This window comes from Hymenobacter sp. UYP22 (genome assembly GCF_040547285.1).
In the GTDB taxonomy this organism is placed as follows: domain Bacteria; phylum Bacteroidota; class Bacteroidia; order Cytophagales; family Hymenobacteraceae; genus Hymenobacter.
Genome location: NZ_JBEPPK010000005.1, coordinates 32,193 through 53,920, shown reverse-complemented (window position 1 = coordinate 53,920; position 21,728 = coordinate 32,193). Strand labels below are relative to the sequence as shown.

Genomic DNA, 21,728 nt, shown 5'->3' with positions numbered 1-21,728 from the left:
GCTTCGTTATGCGGCAAGCTGCAAAGTGTATAGCTGAAAACTACCCTTTGGACTTGCCATTCAGCCAGTCGGCCCGGAACTTCTTCTGGGCCTTGGTTACGGGGCGCTTGGCCTGCTCGTAGGTAACTACTTCCAGCGTGTTGTCCTGCTGCAGCGTTACCGAGGCTGTACGCACTTGGCCCCGGGAGCGGTACTCTACGGGCAGCAAGTCGCCGGGCTTGTGGGCCGCTAGCAGGGCTTGCATTTCCTTGGCGTTGGTAGGCTTGCGGCCGTCTACTTTCAGCACCACATCTTCCCGGTCGAGGCCGGCCTGGTAGAGCGGGCTGTTCAGCAGGGTAGTGCCCAGGGTAGCCGTGCTGTCGGGGTTGAACTGCAGGCGGGCGGCCAGCGTAGCTTGGCCGGCGCGGGCCGGGCGCACCAGCAGTCCGGCCGGGGCCAGTAGCTCCTCGTAGTTAGGCAACTCGTGGCCGGTAATGTGCTGGCGAAAAAACTGCCCGGCAAACGTAGTATCCTTGGTTACCTGGCCCAGCACCCGCTGCAGGTCAGGCAGGGTGTAGGGCTTGGCCGGGGCGTAGTTCTGCTGGGGGCCGTGCTCCTTCCAGAGGGCGCGCATGTAGGTGTCAAGGTCGGTCTTGAAACGCTGGCGCAGCTCCAGGTCCAGGGCCAGGGCATTGGCCGCGCCGATGTAGTAGTAGCTCAAGTAGGTGTTGGAGCGGTTGTTGGGGTCAATGGCGGCGGCCGCATCCACAAACGGGGCTTGCTGGCTCATGTACACCGGAGAGTAACGGGCGGCCCCGGGGGAAAGCAGCATGGCCCCCACGATGCCGCTGAGGGCTTCTTTGGCGTACTCATCATCGGTATACACGCCGGCCCGGCGCAGCAGCAGCTCCCCGTAATACTGCGTAAAGCCCTCAGCAAACCACAGGTTGCTGCTCATGTTGGCCCGCTGAAAATCAAAGGGCTCCAGATCCTGGGGCCGGATGCGCTCCACGTTCCAGCTATGGAAAAACTCGTGGGCCACCGTGCCCAGGTTGTCCGTGGCTCCCGGGCCGCGCAGGGGGCGGTTGCTGGTGAGACTGGTCGAGTTGCGGTGCTCCATACCGTCGCCGCTGGTTTGGGGCAGGTAATTGGCAATGAAGGTGTAGCGGCCAAAATCATACTCCGGCAGCCCCCCGAAAATAGCGGCGGCTTCCTTCACCACTTTCTTGGTATTGGCCGTGTACGCGTCCAGCTCGGCCGATGTACCATCGTGCAGCACCTGCAATTCAATGGTGCGGCCCTGTTCCTGCCAGGTGCGGGTTTGCTGCGGCCCCAGCGAGGTGGGCGAATCCATGAGGTACTGCAGGTTGGGGGCCGTCCAGGTACCGCCAGCTTCGGGTTTCAGCTGCGAGGCCACCGTCCAGCCTTCGGGTAATTGAAACTTCACGGCGGCCGGCCGCTGCTCCAGGCCTTGGGCGTAGGCAAAGGTAGCTGGCGCGTTCAGGTGGGCGTGGCGCTGGTCGATGCCGGCGTAAGTGCCATCGGTCCGGTCGCCGAACAAGGTGTAGGTAAATACCACTGTGCCGCTGTGGCCGGCCACCGTCCAGCCGTAGGGGTCAGGCTTGGTTACCGCTAAAGGCTTGCCTTGGGCGTCGGTAGCCTGTACGTCATACACGTTCTTGGCAAACTCGTGCAAGGCGTAGCGGCCCGGGGAGGAGCGCGCCATCCGCACCTGCAACGGCCCAGCCGGCACTTCCCGAAACGTGACCGTAACGCGGGCTTCGTGGTGAACGGCGTTGGGAAAGGCCAACTCATACTGTATCGGGGCCTGGGCCAGAGCCGACTGGCTGAGCCCCAGGGGAAGGGCGAGCAGCAACAGGGCGGCAGTTTTGCGCACTATCATAAGGGGAAGAAAAAGAGAAAGACGGATACAGACACGAACCTACGGGTTTCCGTTGCTAGTTTCTCGCATCGACTTGTTGGTTTGCGTTTGTCACCCGCCAACCCGGCGCCTGCCCGCCATCCGGCAGCCTATTACTGATTGCGCCACACGCTGGCCTGCACCATTTGGCCAAAAAACTGCCCGGCAGCCTGGGCCCGCAGGTTCAGGCGACGCAGCTCCGCTTCTATGGGCGGCCGTTGCCGGGCGCTGATACCGGCGCTGAAGCCGAAAAACCGGTACATCAGCCAGAGCAGCACCCGGTGCCACCAGCGGCTGGGCGGCCCAAAATCAGCCAGCAACCACCTACCACCAGGCACCAGCACCGGATGCAGCCGCTCCACAATACTGCGCAGCCGGTCTGGGGCGAATAAATCCAGGAAAAAGAACGTCAGCACCGCGTCAAACTGCTCCTGGGGTTGCAGAACGGCTTCCGTGCCCAGCCGGAATACCACCTGTGGGGCCTGGTGGGGGGCGTGCCGCGGCAGCCAGGCCCGGCTGCGGGCCAGCATGCGCGGAGAAGCTTCCAGGTACAGAATACGTGCCTCGGGCCGCCGCCGCAAAATCTCGCCCAGCACCCAGCCAGTGCCACCCCCAATCACCAGTACCCGTACCGGGCCCAGGGGTAGTCCCGCATCCAGGGCCGCCTGCTGAGCGCGCTGCAGGGCCGGGCCGTATACCAGCCGGGCCAGGGCATCGTAAAACGCCGCTACCGCATCAAAACCAGAATCGGGCAGAAGCATTGGGAGCTAGTGGGGGCAAAGGGTAAGCAGAAACAGATTGACGAAGGTACTATCATCTTGGGCCTGTTATTCGCGTACCTTCCTTCCCGCTCAATCCGTATTAGGCTGCATGAGGGGCACACTGCAGCGGCTGCTGGCCGGGTTTACGCTTTTTCTGACGGAGTTTGCCATTACCCTGGCCCTGGGTACGCTGGGCGTGGTTCTGTTTCTGGCCCTGGGCCGGGAGGTGTTCGACCAGGACGCGGCCACGTTTGATGCGGAGGCTTTCCGCTGGGCGCGCCGTTTGCTGGGGCCCAGCCGGCAGAGCTGGGTAGAGGCCGTTACGTTCTTCGCCTCCCGCAACTTTATCACCGGGGCCGGGTGCCTGCTCATCAACTGGTTTCTGCTCCTGAAGCGCCACCGCTGGTATTCCTTGCTGGTGCCAGTAGTGGCCTTGGGCAGCATCACCCTGAATCTGGTGTTAAAGCAGTTTTATCAGCGGCCCCGGCCATTGCTGCCGCTTACTTCCGCTTCCGGCCTGAGCTTCCCCAGTGGCCACGCCATGATTTCGGCTTCCTTCTACGGCTTGCTCATTTACCTCGTCTGGACGCATGTGCGCCGCCCCGCCTGGCGTTACGGCCTTAGCGGGGCTTTGGCGCTCCTGATTTTGCTCATCGGCCTGACGCGGGTATACCTGCGGGTGCACTACGCCACCGATGTGCTGGCGGGCTTCGCAGCGGGGCTGGCGTGGCTGGTAGTAGCCATTCCGGTACTGAAACGCTTAGAAATGCAGGCGAAAAAACGATTTAAAAATCAACTGCAAGCCGCTGAAAAACAGCCTGTATAGCGTAAAATCACTCTTTTTAGAAAAATATTTTACCAGTTTTTTTGTTCCGAAACTTGACAGGCGTTGAAAAATCAGCCTATCTTTGCAGCATCAAATGACACTCACCCGGAGGTCAGCTGATAAAAAGAGTGCTGCGCTTGTGGCGAAATTGGTAGACGCGCTGTCTTCAGGCGGCAGTTCCTAACGGTGTGAGAGTTCGAGTCTCTCCGAGCGCACAGAAGCCGACCCAGCAATGGGTCGGCTTTTTTTATTGCAGATTTTACCGGTCAAGCAGGTAACATTGTCTCAACCGCCGATAAACGCACACCCTGGCCTACCACTATGGCCAGGTCCGGCCGCATCCGCAGGCTTGCACGTAACAACCTGCGTAATCTGCTCAATCAGCGCTAATCTGTGATTGAATGAAGAAACTACCGGCCCGCCTGCTTGCTCTGTTCAGCCTGCTTACTGTGGAAGTAGCGGTAGTGGGCGGGGTGTTTATCGGGGCCGCGCTGTTCTTCTTCTTCCTGGTGCGAGTAGTATTCGTAGAGCACTCGGTGCAGTTTGATACCTGGGCTTTCCAACGGATGGATGCGCTCCGGGTCGCCTGGCCCGGATTGGACCCGCTGGTTTCCGGCCTGACGTTTTTTGCCTCCCTACCGTTTTTGGTGCTGGCGGGGGCCGGTATTCCGCTGCTGCTGCGGGCACGCGGACATCGGAGGGAAGCCCTGGAGGTATTTTGTGCCGTGGCCGGCGCGGCGCTGCTGAACCAGGTGCTGAAAACGCACTTCCACCGCCTGCGTCCTAGTTCGGCGCTGCTATTTCAGCCGGGAATGAGCTTTCCCAGCGGCCACGCCATGATTGGGCTGGCCCTTTATGGCTGCTTAGCCTGGATGCTGTGGCGGCATCGGCGGCACCCAGCCTGGGCGGCTCTGCTGGTGCTGTTTGCCCTGCTCATCGGCCTGACCCGCGTCTACCTGCACGTGCATTACGCCACCGATGTAGCGGCCGGTTTCGCCGGCGGCCTGTTCTGGCTGATTCTGCTGCGCGCCGCTTTGCGCTTCTGGTGGCGGGAGAAACAAGTAATAAAATAAGTGAAAAGGGGCCTAGGCTTGCCTTCCGTCAAAAAGACCGTTTCTATCTAGTGAAGGCGGAGCTTAATGTAATTCCAGCTCCCAGTCATTGTAAGGAGGGGCTACTTCGAAAGATGCATCACAATAGGAGCGGAGGTAATCGGTTGCCCGCTTCTCTGCGTATTCTCCATTTAATACTAGGCCATTTTCGTCCAACTCAATGACATTGGCATAAATGGCGTACACCTGCTCAATGGCGCTTGGCTCCTCACCATACAACTCAAGGTAATCAACGCCCTTAAGCATATAGTGTCTTCCACTGGCCATGAAGTAAGTAAATGTGCGCAACGCACCGCTGAAGGAATGACTTAGTTTCATAGGGTTAGGAAAACAACGGTAGTGACGCTTACATAACTTCTCAATTCACTTTCACCTTCACGCGCAAAGCCAAGAGCCCTTTCACGCCCTGTAGTTCTTCTAGCTCCAGCTCCTCTATTTCGGGTTCCAACAAGCCTCGGTCCTGGAGGTAGTCGATGTACTCATAGTATTCATCGGCCTCGCGCTGCTGGCTGTACACCAAAGCAATAAGTCCGGGTTGGGTGAGCCGCTCCCCGGTGCCCACTACCGTGGCCTTGTCGATGCGCTTCTTGATGATTTCGTAGCGGATGTTGTAAGCCCCGTCCACATCAAACTGACGCTCATCCTGCCGGAACCGGATACTCAGGGGCTGGCTGTGAATGAGAATGAGTTGAGTGGTTTCCAGCGGCACTGGCAGGCTGGGTTTGAGGGCGGCCGTGCGGCGGGTAATTTCCACCATCACCAGCAGCTGCCACAGCCGCAGGTTTTTCAAAAATACCAGGTCGAAGGGCTTGTTTTGCACCAAGGCTGCTCCCACGTAAATGTTGTGCTCCACGCCATCGGTTTTGAAGCGCTGGAAGTAGTGCGGGAACATCTGCTGGGCCTTGGCATCTTCCTCGTCCAGGTAGCTGCTCACAGCATCGTTGAGCAGGGTAGTGGTTTCCTCAAAAGCTTTGCGGCGCTTATAAAGGATGCCCAGCTCGGGGTCGATGTGGGACCAGTACTGCTGAATGACGGGCTGCAGCTCCGGGGTGTTCTGGCGCAGGTACTCAAACAACGGCTCCATTTCCGTGCGCAACGACTCGAAGATGCTCACCTCGTCGCCGCTCAGAATGCCCTGGCGCAGGCGGCGCAGGTTTTTGTTCACGTAGAACTTCAGTTCATCCAGGATGGGTAGCTGCTGAAACTCCGAGGCCTTTTTCAGCACCTTGCCAGCCAGCGTGAGGTGCTCAATCAAGTCGCCCTGAATAGCCTCGTTGCGGGCCGTGCTGCTCCCCCGAATATCACTGGAGCCGTGCAGAGGATACACGTCATGGAACACAATGTCCTCCATTTCGGCCTGGCGGTTGCCATCCTCCACTTTCTGCAGCAGGTTTTGGGCCGCATCCGTAAAGCGCCACTCCATGGTGGGGTGAATGGCCGTAAACTTCTCCTTGATAATGGCCTGCACCCGCGTCTGAATGTCCTCGGCGTTGCGCTTTACGGCTACCGCAAACAGGGGCAGAAACTGGTTCACATTTTCGAGGCTGAACTCGTTCAGGTCGCCTACGGTGGGGGAGCCCAGCTCCAAGAGGCCCACGGTATCGTCGCCGTAGGGCAGCAGGGCCAGAATAGCCGAGCGGATACCCAGGCTCAGAATCTGCTGGCGCAAATCCTCGGGCATATCGGCCCGCTCCACATCCTCCAGCACCAGGGGGCGGCGGTCCTGCCAGAGCTGGCTGTAAATCTGCCGGAAGCCGGAGCTGGCATCGGGATTGTGCAGCTGCTTAGTCAGGAAGCTGTGGTTGATTTTGCGGCCAAAATCCACGAAAGCCCGCTTCTTCTCATCGTAGGCTGCAATACCCAGCTGCAAAAACGGCTTACCGAACAGTACCCGCAACTTCTCCTGAATCTGCTCCAACCGGTCGGAAGCCTGCAGCACGTCCCGCTCCAGCAGGTCGTACTTCAGCTCCGAGAGGATTTCCTGCTCCGTTACATCTACCAGGTGCAGAATGTTGAAGCCTACCAACTCGAAATGCTCCGGGGGTAACAGCTCCTGCCACAACTCGGTGCGGTGGGGGTTCCGGCTCAGAAAATCAAGCTGCTCCGGGGTCAGCTCCGGCTTCTCGCCGTGCACCTGCACCTGCAAAAAAGTGGAGTTGAACTCCACGCTGTAGTGCCGGTAGAGGCCAATGCTATAGTCGGGCACGGTAAAGATGATGCTACCCTGCAGCGGCAGCTGCACCTCGTACACCTTCTCCAGAATAAGCTGGTAAGCCATGCGCGTGGTGTACACCTCCAGCTGTCGCATATCAATATTCAGCGGCTGCTTAATGATGTTGCTGGCATTCAGCAGCACCTCAGCGAAGCGGGGCGTGTGGTAGAAGCTGTGCCGCTGAAATGGCGGAATAGCCCCCACAATGTCCGTGTTGAAAGAGGCGGGCGGAAACACGGCCAGCATCAGGGTTTCAATCAGGTCACAGTTGCATTCCAGCAGCGTGAGGTCGGTAAGGGCACCCCGCACCCAGTCGGCGGCGGCTACCTGCTGGCCCACCGAGCGGGACAGCAGCGCAATACCCTGGTTCAGCGACTCCTCGCCGGCACGCCAGTACGCAATCAGGGGTTCCAGGCTAAGGGTAGTCCGGAACGGAAAAGTGGGCGAGACGGCCGGGGTCGGTTCTTTCAGCATAACAGAGGGGGCACGCCGCAGCGCCCGGCAAGGTGGGAAGCTGAGGCGTTGGTTATACGGTAAAGGGAGCGGGCCGTTGGGGCGGCTCAGGGCCGGGCCAGTACCAGCGGCACCAACTGGTTGTTGGCGCTGGGGTCGGTGAGGTTGATGGGCGTGGTGCTGCCGTTGGTGTACACCAGTTTGCTGGTGTTCTGGTAGCAAGTGCAGCACCCGTCGCCTTGGAGGCGGGTTTCCAGGGCTACCCTGTCAATGGTGTAGCGGAAGAATACGGAGTCGCGGCGGGTGCGGGCCAGGTACACCTGGTAGCGGTACTCGTTGAGGTTGCGGTTGCCGCTGCGGGTGAAGGGCGTAAGGTTGTTGATAACCAGGGTGTCGCGCAGCCGCTGCCCATTGGTGCGGGTAAAGGCCACGGTATCGGCCCGGGGCCGCTGGGCCGTATCGTTGGGCACGCGCACCAGAAACACGTTGCGGATTTCGCGGTCCTGGAAGCCCTTCACGGCATCGGCGCTGAATTGCAGCTTGATTGCCTCAGCGTACCGGTCATCACACTCGCAGGCCACGGAGCCGCAGCAGGAGGCCAGCACCGCAGCCGTAAGAACGAATAAGCACCAGTTCAGGGAAAAACGCAGCATAGTACCGTAAAGATAGAGGGTTGACCGCCGTGTACGGGGGCTGGGCCCCGAAAAAGCCGACCTACGCAGTGCAGGCCGGCTTCAGAACGTTGCCCCAGGGCTGGTTATTGATGCGGCGGGCTATTCTTTCACGAACCGTTTGGTTTCGGCTCCGGTGCGGGTGGTAATCTTGAAGAAATAGGTACCCGTGGGCAGGTCGGCTACATCTACGGCCAGGGTGTGCGGGCCTTTTTCCTGTTTGGCGGCCTGCGTTACCGTGCGCAAGGTGTTGCCCCGCCCATCGAGCAGCTCCACCGTGACAGGGCCCGCTTTAGTAACCTCGTACTCCAGCTGGCTGGCGGCGGTGGCGGGATTAGGAAACACGCCTCCAAGCCCGGCAGTACCACCCGGTGCAGCGGGAGTTGGGGTGGGAGCCTCGGGCTGGAGCAGCAGAAACTGGGCTGGCTGCAGGAAGCGACGTACCCCGTCGGAGCGGCGGTGTTTGCGCGGGTGGGGTTGGGTAGTCGGGCCAGGGTGCTGAGCGGCAATGGCCTGCAAATCAGTAGCCCACTGCTCACGCTGCGGCTTCAGCTCCTGGGTCAGACGGGCAATATCAGCGTCGTACTTGCGGGCCAGCTGCTCCACGCTTTGCAGCAGGGTACGGGTTTCGGTGCGCAGCTGCTGCGCCAGTTGTTGCTCAGGCTCCGTGAGGGCGGGGCGGGCCGGCGCGGCCGGGCGGCGTAGCTCACGGCCCCGCTGGCGCAGGTCGTGGAGTTGGGCCCGGAATACGGCCAGTTGGGCTTTATCGGAAGTGCTTAGCTGGGCCTCCAGCTTCTGGCGCTGGATGCGCAGCGTAGGCAGCACATTCCGGCTGATGTAGGCCCTGGTTTCGGCGCGGGCCGGCTGTGCTGCTGGGCCGGTTTGCTGGGCTTGGCTGGTAAGCGAGGTAACGGTAAGGATAGCCCCCAGGGCCAGGGAGGATAGTCGGGCAAGGTTCATCAGCTCAGGTTCAACTGTGGAGAGGTAGTGGGAAGATAGCCAACGCCGGCATTGGTCTACTTCGCATAGAAACGAAATTGGGGTCAAGGTTTAACCGGGGCCGCAAAAGGTCGGCTAATCTGCCTGTTTCATCTACGAATCTGCCATCTTGCGCCCCTTATGCGTGTTGCTCTTGCCCATTACCTGGCCCTGTTTGGCCTCCTGCTTTCTGTATCAACCCAGGCGCAGCCTACGGCTCCTGCCGCGCCGCGTCCGGCTCCTAACCCCGCCTGGCTGGAGCAGTTGCTGCAGGAGTCGGGGATATTGCGGCGGCACCAAGTGGGAGTGTGCGTGGCCGACGTGGCCACCGGCCAGCAGCTGTTTGGCCGCCAGGAAAGCCAGTATTTCACGCCCGCCAGCACCATGAAGCTGTTCAGCCTCTACGCCGGCCTGCAGCTGCTGCCCGATTCCCTGCCCAGCCTGCACTACGTGCAGCGCCCCGATACCCTGCTGTTCTGGGGTACCGGCGACCCTACGCTCCTGCACGGCGACGTGCCCTCGCGGCGGGCCTTTACCTTCCTGCAAACCTACCCAGGCCAGCTGGTGTACGCGCCAGTGCCCACCGCCCCGGCCTACGGCCCCGGCTGGAGCTGGGACGATTACAACTACTATTTCCAGCCGGAGCGGGGGCCGCTACCCATTTATGGGCACACCGTGCGCTTTTACGGCCGCGCCGGCCAACCCCTGCCCAAGGTGCTGCCCCGCTTTTTCCGTCCGCTCACCCAGCCAGCCCCGGCCGGCATGCCCAACCCCGCCCAGGACCATGTGCGGCGCCAAGAGCAGGAAAACCGGTTTTGGGCATTTCCAGCCGCCAGCAGTTGGGTGGATGAAACTCCCTTCCGTACCAGTCCGGCGCTGCTGCTGCAACTACTACAGGATACCTTGCGCCGCCCGGTAGCCCTGGCCCCGTTGCGCCTGCGCGCTCAAGACTCCGTGCGTACTCTACGTGGCTTGCCCGTTGACTCCCTATACCGTCGTATGCTGCGCGTAAGCGACAATTTTCTGGCCGAACAGCTGCTGCTGATGGGTGCCTCTACTCTCAGCAACGACTCCCTGAGTACAGCCCGCACCATTCGGGTAATGCAGGCCAACTACCTACGCGACCTGCCCGATGCGGCCGTGTGGGTGGATGGCTCCGGCCTTTCGCGCCTGAACCTGGTAACGCCGCGGACCCTGGTGGCGCTACTGCTGAAACTGCACCAGCGCGTGCCTGAGCCGCGCCTGCTGAGCCTACTGGCTGCCGGGGGTGGGCAGGGCACCCTGCGCCGTGTGTACCGGGATGCGCGCGGGCCCTGGCTCTGGGGGAAAACCGGTACGCTCACCAACAACCACAACCTAGTAGGCTACCTGCGTACCAAATCAGGACGGCTGCTAGCCTTTAGCTTCCTGAACAACAACCACGTGGTGCCTACCGCCGAGGTGCGCCGGGAAATGGAGCGGGTACTAACGCTGATGCGGGAGCGTCTATAAGGCCGAAATACGGCCCCGTTGCCTTGATGCTGTACCTGGGCATGCTGCTGATGTTCATCGGCATGGGATTCTGCGCGTTGTCGGGAGTAGTTGACTTGTTATCAGTCGGCCTACCCTCTACCGGCGCTTTGAGGATCCAAATCTGAGCTTCGATTTTATTAAGCGAGTAGGTATCGTAATTCACCACGATTTCGCGGCGGATTGCCGGGAGCTTGCATCCCCGGCTTCTCTGGTGGCTGAGTCCGTAGTGCCCTACCAACTTGATAGCCTGGCCGATTGTAAAGACAAACTCCTGTATGTGTATGGCCTATACACTGAACTGGTCCGGTAATACAATGATCTGCTGAAAGAGCGGGCAGAATAGTGAAAGCCCCTCGGGCTGTACCGGCCATTGCATTGCACAATTGCCGGTACAGCCCGAGGGGCTTTCAGAAATTGGACGTATTCTAGCAACGTCAGCAAGCGGGATTATCCGGCTTTGTCCTCCCAGGCCATTATAGTCAGCCGGATGGCTCGGGGACGCGAACTGCAAAGTTCGCGCTACTGCCATTAATATAGCACCCGGAACTTGATGGTGTGCTCCACTTCGCGCAGGGCCTGAATTACTTCCTGGTCGTATTGCTTGTCGATGTCGGTAATCACGTAGCCGATGTGCTCGTTGGTTTTCAGGTACTGACCCAGAATATTGACGTGGTGCTGGGCCAGCACGTTATTGATGCGGGCCAGTACACCGGGCACGTTCTGGTGAATATGGATGAGGCGGTGGGCCTGCTGCTCGGGCAGCTGAATGTTGGGGAAATTGACGCTCTGCTGGGTGTTGCCGGTGTTCACGTATTGCATAATCCGCTCGGGCACGAACTCGGCAATGTTGCGCTGGGCCTCGGCGGTACTGCCCCCAATATGGGGGGTGAGCAGCACATTGGGCAAGCCGCGTAGCTCATTTTCAAAGCTCTCCTGGTTGGTTTTGGGCTCGTAGGGAAACACGTCTACGGCTGCCCCGCCGAGGTGACCCGAGCGGAGCACGGCGGCCAGGGCCGGTACATCTACCACGTGGCCGCGGGCATTGTTCAGGAGCAGGGCACCAGGCTTCATCAGGGCCAGCTCCCGGGCTCCAATGAGGTTGGTGTTTTCCAGGCGGCCATCCACGTGGAGGGTCACAATATCGGCTTGCTGCAGCAGCTCATCCAGGGTGCGCATTTTTACGGCATTGCCCAGCTGCAGCTTCTCGGCCACATCGTAGTACAGCACCTGCATGCCTACGGCCTCCGCCACCACCGAGAGCTGCGCCCCAATGTTGCCGTAGCCTACAATGCCCAATTTCTTGCCCCGAATTTCAAACGAGCCGCTGGCCGATTTATCCCACTCGCCCTGGTGCATTTTGGGGCTTTTCTCGGGGATGCGGCGGGCCAGCATAATTATTTCGCCCAGGGCCAGCTCCACCACCGAGCGGGTGTTGCTGAAGGGAGCATTGAACACGGCCACGCCCTTTTTCATGCAGCCGGTAAGGTCAATCTGGTTGGTGCCGATGCAGAACGCGCCCACGGCAATCAGGCGGTTGGCCGCTTCCAAAACCCGGGGCGTCACCTGCGTTTTGCTCCGGATGCCCAGGATGCTCACGCCTTCCATACGGGCCGCCAGCTCCTCCTCATCCAAGCCACCGGGCACGGTATCCACCTGGTAGCCTTCCTGCCGAAACAGCTCAGCGGCGCGGGGGTCGGGGTTTTCAAGGAGCAGAACTTTGATGCGGTTCTTGGGATAAGAGAGGGTCATGGGGAGCTTGTTCTGGTAGAGAAATTCGTCGAAGGAGGGCAGTACTTCATCGGCGCGGGCCACCACAGCCTCGCGGGTTACGTTTTCGGTAAAGGCATAGAATCGGTCGGCCAGGCCCGCTTCCCGGATCTGGTAGTCGGTGTACCCGTCGCCGAGGGCGTAGACGGGGCCGTGGAGGTCAAGCTGGCGCAGCTGCAGAATTTTGCCCCCGTCCTGGCTAAGCGGGTTGCTGGGGTCGAAGCCGGTGATGCGGCCCTCGGTATCAAAAGTGAAAGTGTTGGCCAGTACGTGGGCGGCGTCGATGCCAAACTCGGCCACTACCGGCTCGATAAATTCCCGGAAGCCGCTGCTCACAATGTACACCCGGCCCGGAAACTGCTCGAAGAAGCTGCGGTTGCGCCGGATGCTTTCCGACACTTTACCTTTCAGCCGCTCCACCAGCAGGGCTATATGCTCGCGGCGGGCCGGCAGCAGGGCCAGCCGCTCCCTGAGCGACTCCGAGAACTTCAGCTCCCCGCTCATGCCCCGGTCGGTGAGGGCGCGGATGGCTGCTACTACTTCCAGGCGGTTGGGCTGGCCGGTAAGGGCAATATCAGCCAGTTCATCCAGGCCTTCTACCTGGGTAAAGGTGCTGTCGAAATCAATGATGAGATAGGGGAGTGGCACGGGGTTGTCGGGCATAGTGGGGGCAGAGTAAGAGGCGGCAGTTACATAACGGTTACATAAGAAAATAGCCAAACCATCGTGTCTGAGCTGTTTCTGTAACATATAATTACATAACGGTTACATAAGAAATGACAAAGAGTATCGTGGAAGAAAGAAGCGACAACCTTCCGACGATTACGCAGCCTTCTAGGCCCAAAAAGGAATGTAACGGGTGTGTTTCTTTGATTTGTTATCCGGGTCAAAAGGCTTTATCAAACCTTTCTCAATGGTATCGGCAATGATGCGCGATACAGCAGGGTAATTCTTTTCTTCAATATTCATTCGTGCGCGAAATGTCTGGTTGGTCATTTGTTCTCCCACTGTGTATTTGAGGCAGGCATGCTGGTAACAGGCTCGGATCTTATCGGGCTTGTCCATGAGCCGAAGGGGGCGTGGGCTGAACAAGATGGCTCGGGTGTAGTTGTCGCCCCGAATGAAGTTTGGAGCGGGCAACTGATACTTCTCACATTCCTCTACTACCCGGTCAATTCCGCTCCCCCGCAACTCACAGAACTCCAGGCGACGCATCATGGCGGCTAACGCTTCATTCCGACTCTGAGGGGCATGGTCGATGAAACGTTGAGTGTCGATAATAGGCGCCCCTGGATTGGTAATTTCGATTCTGTCAGCAAAAACCTCTACCGTTGGCCAAGCACCCCGGATAGTGAAATCCTGATGAATCAGCGCGTTGGCTACTAATTCCCGAAGAGCCAGTATCGGATAAACTGGTACAACTTCCCGCCTTATCTGCTCAATCGCCTCATTGGAAGGAAGTCGTTCGTTCAGGTAGCTTACCATGCCCAGAAAGCCTAAGGCATATCCTAATCGGCCTTCCTGCCGCATCCTGACCCTACTGGTTGGACCGTGACCTTCGTAAAAAAAGACGCGTAAGCCTTTATGCTCCAGCCGGTCAAATCGTTGCAGATCCCGCGCAAACAGGATAGCCCCCAAGTTCGTGATATCAAAACGGCCTTCAGCATTGCGCGCAATCAAACGCTCCTGCAACAGCTTTTCAATAACGCTGGGCACACTGGAAGGAAGGGGTAGGCGAAAAAGCCTGAAAAAGCCTTCACAGTCCAACAGCTCCCGGACGTGAGTAGCCGTGACGTTGCGCATAGCCGGCTCTTTTTCAAACTCGTGCTCGTGAAGCTGCCGCTCAATCTGGCGGCGCTCATCCGGGTTTAATGGGCCCAAGCTTTCCCCGTCGCGGCCGTAGTAGTGGCCCTTCCAGGCAGTGGGTAACCCGAGTAGTGCGGGCGGAATTTCAAACAGCAATACGCGCTTACCTTCCCAGGCAACTTCCCGAATGCTGCGGAAAGTGATGCGGGAGCCTGTTTGGTCGGCTATGTCCCGAATAAGCGTGTTACGGGCGGCTGGTTCAGGCCGGTAATTTGTACCAACCACTTGCCGTTGATCGTTTACGCCAAAGAGCAGCCACCCCTGGTCGGCTGCTTTCAGATTCGCCTCATTACTAAGCGCACTGAAATACTTGCCTAGTTTATCGAAGTCGAAGTTATCCTTTGCCTCCTTCAGTTCGACTACTTCACTTTCGCCGGGTAGCTGCAGGAGCGTGCGGAGCAACTGTAAATCGTCGGCAGAGGAAGTAGGGTTGTCGGGCATAGTGGGGCAAGGTAGGGGGCGGCAGGCAATGCAGCATAAGCTGTACCGCAACAGCTCTACGATTTCAAACCAGGAAAGAGTACCGGCCTCAGCACTTATTGCTTAAATAAGGCTCGTATTTTGGGTCATGCAACTACTACTAGCCCTGCTCACGCTATTACCTGGCCCGCCTGCGCCCCCGGCTGTCACTCTGCACCGGATTACGGCGGCTACCTACGCCCAGGCCCGGCGAGCAGCCAAAACGGTACAAGTGCCGACGACTTTTCCCATAAAACCCCTCAACGGGCAGTTCGTCATTCCTACCAGTACCGGCCCGCAAACTTTCCGCAACGTAGTCATCGACGAAAAAGCCATTGCTAACGGACACGGGGAGGAAGAAACGACCCAATACACCTACCACGGATTTCTGCCAGGTTTGCGGCGGCACGTAGTGGAAGTGGCGTTCTACGAAACCAGTGAGTGGTGGCTGATTAGCCCGGAAGGACGGCGGCTGACGCTGTACGGAAGGCCCGTGTACGGACCCGATCAGCAACGTATTGCCACTATTTGCCCAGGGTTGGAATACAGCGGCGGCCAGCCCAACGCCCTGCAGATTTTCCGGCTGCAAAATGGTACGCTACGGCCGTTGTGGGAGGTGCGGCCCACCAGTTGGGAGCCTGAGGAGCTATTTTGGGTGGATAAGAATACGCTGTACCTGAAGCGGCTGGAGTTTCCCAATGGCCGGGAAGGATCTGTGTCTTACTGGAGGTTGATGGTAGCGCCAACGCAGTAACTGGTAGCCTCAATTCTGGCTGGTTCGCAAAGGGCGAAACCTACGCGCCTAGTGGTGCGTATACCCCGACGCATACCATGCAAGCCTGCGAATTGGCTCAAATTCGATTCGCAGTTGCAACAGCGCCCCGGCCTTTAAGGTCGGGGCGCTGTTTTTTTGGTTAGGCTTCGTAGAACTCCAGCGGCAGGCCGTCGGGGTCTTCAATAAAAGTAAAGCGGCGGCCCGTCAGCTCGTCCACCCGAATGGGCTCGGAGGCTACGCTATGAGCCGTGAGGTGGCGCACGGTGGCGTCGATATCCGCCACGGCGAAGGCCAGGTGGCGCAGGCTAGTGGCCTCGGGCTGCGTAAGGCGGCGGGGCGGATTGGGGAAGGAAAACAACTCAATGATGTACTGCTCGCCCAAAGCTAGGTCCAGCTTCCACGACTGCCGGGCTTCCCGGTGTACTTCCCGGATGATACGCAGGCCCAGCACTTCGGTGTAGAACCGCTTGGAGCGGGCGTAATCAGCCGCAATAATAGCAATGTGATGAACGTGGAGCAGGGGCAGCATACGGGCAAATCAAGGATAAACAAGCAACAACTTACGCAATGCGCTGGGTGTCACAAGCCGGAATCCAGACGCCCTCGTGGCAGTTGCCGCACTCGGCGTGCTCACCTTTGGCAATGGATTGCACGTGGCCGCAGCAGGCGCAGGCGTAGGTGCCGGCCTGCTCCACGCGGTGGCGCTTATCGGCCTTGCGCTCGGGCAGAATGGGCAAGCCGGGCCGCACGTCCTCGTCGGCGAAGAAGTAAATGCTGACTTCGCCAGTAGCCTCAATGTAAGCGCGGCGCACCTGGCCCAGATGCTCTACCTGCCGCAGCCGCAGCTCCCCGAATAGCTCCTTCTGGGTGAGGTTCTGTTTGGTGAAGTTAGGCAAGTTGATTTCGCCGTTTTCCACCAACAGCACCGGGGCACCTTCCAGCCAATCCGAAAACTTCGGGAACCGCTCGGTAAGCCGGTTAAAAAGCAAGTACAGCCCCGATACCATTCCGAACACCACGGCCGCGTGTAGCAGGGGGGTGTCGTGGTAAAGCATGGCGTCGCCGGCGGCTGAGCCCAAGGCCAGGATGATGCTCAGCTCAAAGATGGACAACTGCCGTACGCCGCGCCGACCCGTCACGCGCAAGGCCCCCAGAATCATGAGGTAGGTAAGCAGGCAGCGCAGCCCTACTTCCAGCAGAAACAGCGGTGGAGACTCGTCGGAGAAAAGGATGCGGTTCCAATCGAAGGGCTGAATATCGGCGGCAAGGAGCATGAGCAGTGGGGGCGGCTAACGTAGCGGAAACATACTGGCTAACGCAAAGCAAGGCTCGACAGTTAGCGCCACGCCGTTATTCGGGCCAGTCGTGGGGGCCGGGCGGGGGCTGCAGGGGCAGCATGAGGTGGTGGGTAGTGGGAGCGAATCCCATGGCTGCCCAAAACCGGTGACCTACTTCATTTTGCACGGCTACCTGCAGCTCCAAGTGGTCGGCTCCTTCGCGCAGCAGCCACTCCCGGGCCGCCCCAAACAACTCCCGCCCGATGCCCAGCCGCCGGAAAGGTGGGCGCACCATGGTTTCGGCAATGTAGCCGCGGCGCTTGTAGTGCATGCCGCCGTTGCCAACCTGATAGATGGCAATCAGCAGGCCGGCCAGGCCCTCCGGTACTTCAGCCACAAAAAACCGGGTGTACGGCTCCCGCAAGCGGTTGAGCAGTGCCTGCTTCAGCTCCACTTCGGCCATGCGGTGGTAGCCGAAAACCGGGTGGTACTGCTCGTGCGTGGCCATGAGCTCACACCACAGGCGGTACACAGCGTGTAAATCGGAGCGGGTGGCCGGACGAATAAGCATGAGGGGAGAAATGCGGACGAAGCCGTAAGATGCGCACCAGGAGCCGGAAACTCAATTTCTGGTGGTGAAATAAGGAGAGGCAGGAAATGGGCTGGTGCACCGCTGCGGGGTACACAAACGCCTCCGGCAGAGCTGCTGCCGGAGGCGCTGTGGCGTGGCGTGTAGCCCAGATGCTGCTTAGGCGCTGGCCTGATTCAGCTCCTGCACATCAGCCTCGGTGAGGGGCAGGTGCATGGCTTTCAGCAGTTCCTGCACCTGCTCGGGCATGGTGCCGCTGGCAATGGGGGCGGTGAGGCCGGGCTGGGCCAGTATCCAGGCCAGCGCCACCTGAGCCGGGGAGGAGCCGGCGTGGCGGGCTACCACGGCATCCAGGGCCGCCAGAATGCCCCGGCCCCGGTCGTTGAGGTATTTGGGGCCGATGCTGCTGCCCCGGATGCTTTTGGACAGGTCGGCCTCGGTGCGGTACTTGCCCGTGAGGAAGCCGGAGGCCAGTCCGAAGTAGGGAATCACGCCTACGCCGTGCTCCAGGATCAGCGGCTGCAACTCTTTTTCAAAGTCGGCGCGGTTGTAGAGGTTGTATTCCGGCTGCAGGCTCTCGTAGCGGGGCAGGCCCTGGGTGGCGCTGGCCTCTAGAGCTTCGCGCAGGCGGCTGGCCGAGTAGTTGCTGGCCCCAATAGCGCGCACCTTGCCTTCTTTGATCAGCTCGGCGTAAGCTTCCAGAGGCTCCGTAACCGGCAGGGTTTCGTCGTCCTTGTGGCTCTGGTAGAGGTCAATGTAGTCGGTTTGCAGGCGCTTCAGCGAGTCTTCCACCGAACGGCGGATGTAGTCCTTGGTCAGGCCCTGGGAACCGTCGCCCATCTGCATGCCTACCTTGGTGAGGATGAGCACGTCGTCGCGGCGGCCGCGCTGCCGGAGCCACTTGCCCAGTACGGTTTCCGACTCCCCGCCCTGGTGGCCGGGCACCCAGGCCGAGTACACGTTGGCAGTATCAATGGCGTTGCCGCCCCCGGCAACAAAGGCATCCAGCACGCGGAAAGAAGCAGCTTCGTCGGCCGTCCAGCCGAATACGTTGCCGCCCAAAACCAGCGGGGCAAGTTGCAGGCCGGAGCGGCCCAGTTCACGATGTTGCATTGCTTATTTGGAAAGGAGGAAAGGAAGAACGGCAAGGCGAAGCCCTGCCGACAGGAGCCGGTATAACTACCAGCTACGCCCGATAGTTATTAGGATACGGCTGGCACGGGAGTGTAGCGTTGTCCGCGTATCTTCGGGTATGGCCCGCAAACTCGATACTCTGCCCGTACTGGAGGCCCCCACCCGCGCGCAGTGGCGCACCTGGCTAACAGCTCACCACACCCAGCCAGACGGTATCTGGCTCACGCTCTACAAAAAGGCCCAGGGGCTTGGCTACCTAAACTACGCCGAAGCCGTGGAAGAGGCCCTGTGCTTCGGCTGGATTGACTCGGTGCCCCGCAAAGGCGACGCGCTATGTTACCAGCAGTATTTCTCGCCTCGCAAGACGGGCAGCGTGTGGTCGGGGCTGAACAAGCGGCGCATTGCGGCCTTGCAGGCAGCGGGCCAGCTGCACCCCGCCGGAATAGCCAAGATAGAAACGGCCCAACAGGATGGCAGCTGGGCCACCTTGGATACGGTGGATGCCCTGGAGCTGCCACCGGATTTGGCTGCTGCCTTTGCGGAACATGCAGCGGCGCACCAGAACTTCCAGGCTTTCCCGCCCAGCACCCGCAAGCACATCCTGCAGCAGCTGGTAGCCGTGAAACGCCCCGAAACCCGCCGGCAGCGCATTGCCCGCATCATAGAAAAAGCTTCCCGCAACGAGCGGGCCGTGTAAGCTGGGCCTCTGCAACAGGTTGCCGTATCTTCGCGCCATGCGTTGGATACCCGTATTTCTGTTGAGCCTGCTGTTGCTGACTACTGCGTCGGCGCCTCCGGCCCCGGTTGTTGTGGAGCGAAATTTTCAGTCGCAATTCGACCAGTACGGAGTGCAGGGCTCGTTTCTGCTCTATGATGAGCCAGCCGGGCAGTACGTAGCCTACAACCTGAAGCGCTGCCGCCAACGGTTTCTGCCGGCTTCCACCTTCAAGATTCCGAACACTCTCATTGGCTTGCAAACCGGCGCCCTGCCTGATACAAGCGAAATTTGCCGCTGGGACGGGGTAAAACGCAGTTTCCCGCAGTGGAATCAGGATATGAGCTATGCCCAGGCCCTGCGGGTGTCGTGCGTGCCGTGCTACCAGCAGCTGGCCCGGCGCATTGGCGTGGCCCGCTACCAGCAGTGGCTTCCGAAACTGGGCTACCCCGGCATGATAATCACGCCGGCCACCCTGGAGACCTTCTGGCTGGATGGCAAGTCCCAGATCAGCCAGTTTGAGCAGGTGGATTTCCTGCGCCGCTTGCAGGCCGAAACGCTGCCGGTGGAAAAGCGCCACCAACGCGCCGTGCAGCAATTGCTCATTCTCAAAAAGACGCCGGAATACACGCTTTACGGCAAAACCGGCTGGCGCTTCCGCTCGGCCCGTAACCCCGATAACGGCTGGCTGGTAGGCTGGATAACACGGGCCAACGGCCGCCGCGCCTTTTTCGCCCTCAACATTGCGCCCAAGCCCGGCCCCCTCAACGACGACCAGTTCATTGCCAGCCGCCGCGCCGTAACCGAAGCCGTGTTGCGGGAACTGAAGTGGCTGTAAGCTGAAGGGATACGGACTGTACCAGCAATTCAAGGTTCATAAGGCGAATAGGGACGTCCTGCTGAGCGCCGCCGAGGCATCTCTACCGCTTCGTTGAATCAATGCAGACGAAGCGGTAGAGATGCCTCGGCGGCGCTCAGCAGGACGCTATTTATTGATTCAGACACAATCCGGTCAGTCGTCTCCTTTTACTTTAGCAGCATGCGCCTTTATTTATTGCTTGCAATACTTCTGCTGCCCCAGCTGCTGGTTGCCCAAACAACGCCCCAGCGGGTCGATATTCTGATTCGTAACGGCCGCTTGTATGATGGCACCGGCAACACCTGGACGCTGGGCGACGTGGCCGTGCGCGCCGGCCGCATTGTGGCCGTAGGTCAACTACCCGCAAGCTACCCCGCCGATACTGTGCTGGATGCCCGCGGCCTGGCGGTGGCGCCCGGCTTCATTGATGTGCACACGCATATTGAGGACGACGAAGTGCGCCAGCCCACGGCCGATAATTTCCTCTACGACGGCGTGACGACGGTAGTAACCGGTAACTGCGGTTCCTCCCGGCCCAACTTGCGCCGCTATTTCCGCGAGCTTGACAGCCTGCACTTATCTGTAAACGTGGCTTCACTGGTAGGACAGGGTACGGTGCGGAAAGCCGTGATGGGCCGGACCCAGCGGCAACCCTCCGAAGCCGAGCTGCAACGTATGGAAGCTCTGACGGGCAGTGCCATGCGGGACGGGGCGGTAGGCTTATCGTCGGGACTGATTTACATTCCGGGTACTTACACCCGCACACCCGAGCTAGTGCGGCTGGCTCGGGTAGCCGGACGCTACCACGGCCTCTACGCTACCCACATGCGCAACGAGTCCGACAGCGTGCGGCAGGCTATTCAGGAGGCGCTGCTGATAGGCCGAGAAGCTCGGCTGCCAGTACAGATTTCCCACCTCAAGCTGGGCGGGCAGCAGAATTGGGGCCATACGGATGAGTTGCTCAACCTCATCGAAGCCGCCCGCCAGCAGGGGCAGCCCGTCACCATCGACCAGTACCCGTACACTGCCAGCTCCACCAGCCTCAGCACCCTGCTACCCGACGACGTGCAGGCTGATGGCCGCGACTCCCTACGTGCCCGTCTGGCCCGCCCAATCGTGCGCCGCGAGGTTGAGCAGTTTCTGGCGCACCGGTTAAAACGCAAGGGTCTTAAGCACTTCAGTTACGCCGTGGTAGCCAGCTTCCCGCCCGAGCCCAGCTACAACGGCCGGAGTATCGAGGAAATCAACCAGCTACGTCACCGCCCCCACAACGTCCGCGCCGAAGCCGCCACTATCTTGGATTTGGTGCTGCAGTACGATGCCGGCATGGTGTTCCACGGCATGAGCGAAACCGATGTGCAGAACATCATGCGTTACCCACAGAATATGGTGGCCTCGGATGCCAGCATTCGGGTGTGGCAGGAGGGCGTGCCCCATCCGCGCGGCTACGGCTCCAATGCCCGCGTACTGGGCTATTACGTCCGGGAGCTGCGCGTCATCACCCTGGAAGAAGCCATCCGCCGCATGACCAGCCTACCCGCCCAAACCTTCGGTTTCACCAACCGGGGCCTGCTACGCCCCGGCTTCGCGGCGGATATCGTCGTGTTCGACCCCGCCGTGGTAGCGGATAAATCTACCTTCGCCCAGCCCCACCAGTATTCCGTCGGCATGCGCTACGTACTGGTCAATGGCCGCCTCACCGTGCGCGAAGGCCAGCACACCGGCCAACGCGCTGGGCAGGTCTTGTATGGACCGGGTAAGGAGTAGCACAGAAGATTGATGAAACTGTCATCCTGAGCGCAGCGAAGGACCTTATCACGTTAGCAGAGCTATTCCAACGTGACAAGGTCCTTCGCTGCGCT

The 21,728-nt window shown here is 59.9% G+C and carries 19 protein-coding genes and 1 tRNA gene; 8 read left to right on the top strand and 12 right to left on the bottom strand.

Annotation, left to right across the window (positions count from 1 at the left end; genetic code table 11):
* Window positions 1–40: 40 nt before the first annotated feature.
* The gene (locus ABIB60_RS10460) at window positions 41–1,882 is read right to left on the bottom strand and encodes a M61 family metallopeptidase (RefSeq protein WP_354579703.1); all 1,842 of its coding nucleotides are present in this window, start codon (window positions 1,880–1,882) and stop codon (window positions 41–43) included.
* 131 nt (window positions 1,883–2,013) lie between these two features.
* The gene (locus ABIB60_RS10455; protein ID WP_354579701.1) at window positions 2,014–2,661 is read right to left on the bottom strand and encodes a class I SAM-dependent methyltransferase; all 648 of its coding nucleotides are present in this window, start codon (window positions 2,659–2,661) and stop codon (window positions 2,014–2,016) included.
* Between the two features lie 109 nt (window positions 2,662–2,770).
* Here ABIB60_RS10455 and ABIB60_RS10450 point away from each other — a divergent pair, with 109 nt between their 5' ends.
* The 3 genes from ABIB60_RS10450 to ABIB60_RS10440 all read left to right on the top strand — a co-directional run bounded on the left by ABIB60_RS10450 (window position 2,771) and on the right by ABIB60_RS10440 (window position 4,560).
* The gene (locus ABIB60_RS10450) at window positions 2,771–3,487 is read left to right on the top strand and encodes a phosphatase PAP2 family protein (RefSeq protein ID WP_354579699.1); all 717 of its coding nucleotides are present in this window, start codon (window positions 2,771–2,773) and stop codon (window positions 3,485–3,487) included.
* Between the two features lie 133 nt (window positions 3,488–3,620).
* A tRNA-Leu gene (locus ABIB60_RS10445) sits at window positions 3,621–3,702 on the top strand.
* A gap of 186 nt (window positions 3,703–3,888) precedes the next feature.
* On the top strand, window positions 3,889–4,560 hold the full coding sequence (locus ABIB60_RS10440; protein ID WP_354579698.1) for a phosphatase PAP2 family protein: 672 nt from the start codon (window positions 3,889–3,891) through the stop codon (window positions 4,558–4,560).
* A gap of 63 nt (window positions 4,561–4,623) precedes the next feature.
* Here the strand turns inward: ABIB60_RS10440 and ABIB60_RS10435 are convergent, their stop codons facing one another.
* The 4 genes from ABIB60_RS10435 to ABIB60_RS10420 all read right to left on the bottom strand — a co-directional run bounded on the left by ABIB60_RS10435 (window position 4,624) and on the right by ABIB60_RS10420 (window position 8,895).
* Window positions 4,624–4,917, bottom strand: coding sequence for a DUF7677 family protein (locus ABIB60_RS10435; protein ID WP_354579697.1), 294 nt, complete (start codon window positions 4,915–4,917; stop codon window positions 4,624–4,626).
* Window positions 4,918–4,957: 40 nt separating this feature from the next.
* A complete protein-coding gene (locus tag ABIB60_RS10430; RefSeq protein WP_354579696.1) occupies window positions 4,958–7,285 on the bottom strand; it encodes a GAF domain-containing protein in 2,328 nt (775 codons plus the stop codon).
* 86 nt (window positions 7,286–7,371) lie between these two features.
* Complete coding sequence (locus tag ABIB60_RS10425) at window positions 7,372–7,917, bottom strand: hypothetical protein (RefSeq protein ID WP_354579694.1); 546 nt, start codon at window positions 7,915–7,917, stop codon at window positions 7,372–7,374.
* Between the two features lie 120 nt (window positions 7,918–8,037).
* A complete protein-coding gene (locus ABIB60_RS10420; RefSeq protein ID WP_354579693.1) occupies window positions 8,038–8,895 on the bottom strand; it encodes a T9SS type A sorting domain-containing protein in 858 nt (285 codons plus the stop codon).
* A 159-nt stretch (window positions 8,896–9,054) separates the two neighbouring features.
* Here ABIB60_RS10420 and ABIB60_RS10415 point away from each other — a divergent pair, with 159 nt between their 5' ends.
* Window positions 9,055–10,404, top strand: coding sequence for a D-alanyl-D-alanine carboxypeptidase/D-alanyl-D-alanine-endopeptidase (locus ABIB60_RS10415; RefSeq protein WP_354579692.1), 1,350 nt, complete (start codon window positions 9,055–9,057; stop codon window positions 10,402–10,404).
* Between the two features lie 549 nt (window positions 10,405–10,953).
* On the opposite strand, the gene serA is transcribed toward ABIB60_RS10415, so the two are convergent.
* Both serA and ABIB60_RS10405 read right to left on the bottom strand, forming a co-directional pair.
* Window positions 10,954–12,855 (bottom strand): phosphoglycerate dehydrogenase, encoded by a 1,902-nt coding sequence (gene serA, locus ABIB60_RS10410; protein ID WP_354579691.1) that lies wholly within the window; start codon window positions 12,853–12,855, stop codon window positions 10,954–10,956.
* A 171-nt stretch (window positions 12,856–13,026) separates the two neighbouring features.
* On the bottom strand, window positions 13,027–14,499 hold the full coding sequence (locus ABIB60_RS10405; RefSeq protein WP_354579690.1) for an ATP-binding protein: 1,473 nt from the start codon (window positions 14,497–14,499) through the stop codon (window positions 13,027–13,029).
* A 127-nt stretch (window positions 14,500–14,626) separates the two neighbouring features.
* Between ABIB60_RS10405 and ABIB60_RS10400 the strand changes: the two genes are divergently transcribed.
* The gene (locus ABIB60_RS10400) at window positions 14,627–15,271 is read left to right on the top strand and encodes a hypothetical protein (RefSeq protein ID WP_354579689.1); all 645 of its coding nucleotides are present in this window, start codon (window positions 14,627–14,629) and stop codon (window positions 15,269–15,271) included.
* 160 nt (window positions 15,272–15,431) lie between these two features.
* Here the strand turns inward: ABIB60_RS10400 and gloA2 are convergent, their stop codons facing one another.
* The 4 genes from gloA2 to ABIB60_RS10380 form a co-directional block, all read right to left on the bottom strand.
* A complete protein-coding gene (gene gloA2, locus ABIB60_RS10395; RefSeq protein WP_354579687.1) occupies window positions 15,432–15,821 on the bottom strand; it encodes an SMU1112c/YaeR family gloxylase I-like metalloprotein in 390 nt (129 codons plus the stop codon).
* Between the two features lie 31 nt (window positions 15,822–15,852).
* A complete protein-coding gene (locus tag ABIB60_RS10390) occupies window positions 15,853–16,566 on the bottom strand; it encodes a DUF421 domain-containing protein (protein WP_354579686.1) in 714 nt (237 codons plus the stop codon).
* A 76-nt stretch (window positions 16,567–16,642) separates the two neighbouring features.
* A complete protein-coding gene (locus ABIB60_RS10385; protein ID WP_354579685.1) occupies window positions 16,643–17,140 on the bottom strand; it encodes a GNAT family N-acetyltransferase in 498 nt (165 codons plus the stop codon).
* A gap of 177 nt (window positions 17,141–17,317) precedes the next feature.
* Window positions 17,318–18,271 (bottom strand): aldo/keto reductase, encoded by a 954-nt coding sequence (locus tag ABIB60_RS10380; RefSeq protein ID WP_354579683.1) that lies wholly within the window; start codon window positions 18,269–18,271, stop codon window positions 17,318–17,320.
* A gap of 139 nt (window positions 18,272–18,410) precedes the next feature.
* Here ABIB60_RS10380 and ABIB60_RS10375 point away from each other — a divergent pair, with 139 nt between their 5' ends.
* The 3 genes from ABIB60_RS10375 to ABIB60_RS10365 all read left to right on the top strand — a co-directional run bounded on the left by ABIB60_RS10375 (window position 18,411) and on the right by ABIB60_RS10365 (window position 21,633).
* A complete protein-coding gene (locus ABIB60_RS10375) occupies window positions 18,411–18,989 on the top strand; it encodes a YdeI/OmpD-associated family protein (protein ID WP_354579682.1) in 579 nt (192 codons plus the stop codon).
* A gap of 37 nt (window positions 18,990–19,026) precedes the next feature.
* A complete protein-coding gene (blaOXA, locus tag ABIB60_RS10370) occupies window positions 19,027–19,845 on the top strand; it encodes a class D beta-lactamase (protein ID WP_354579681.1) in 819 nt (272 codons plus the stop codon).
* A 201-nt stretch (window positions 19,846–20,046) separates the two neighbouring features.
* Window positions 20,047–21,633, top strand: coding sequence for an N-acyl-D-amino-acid deacylase family protein (locus tag ABIB60_RS10365; RefSeq protein ID WP_354579679.1), 1,587 nt, complete (start codon window positions 20,047–20,049; stop codon window positions 21,631–21,633).
* Window positions 21,634–21,728 lie beyond the last annotated feature (95 nt).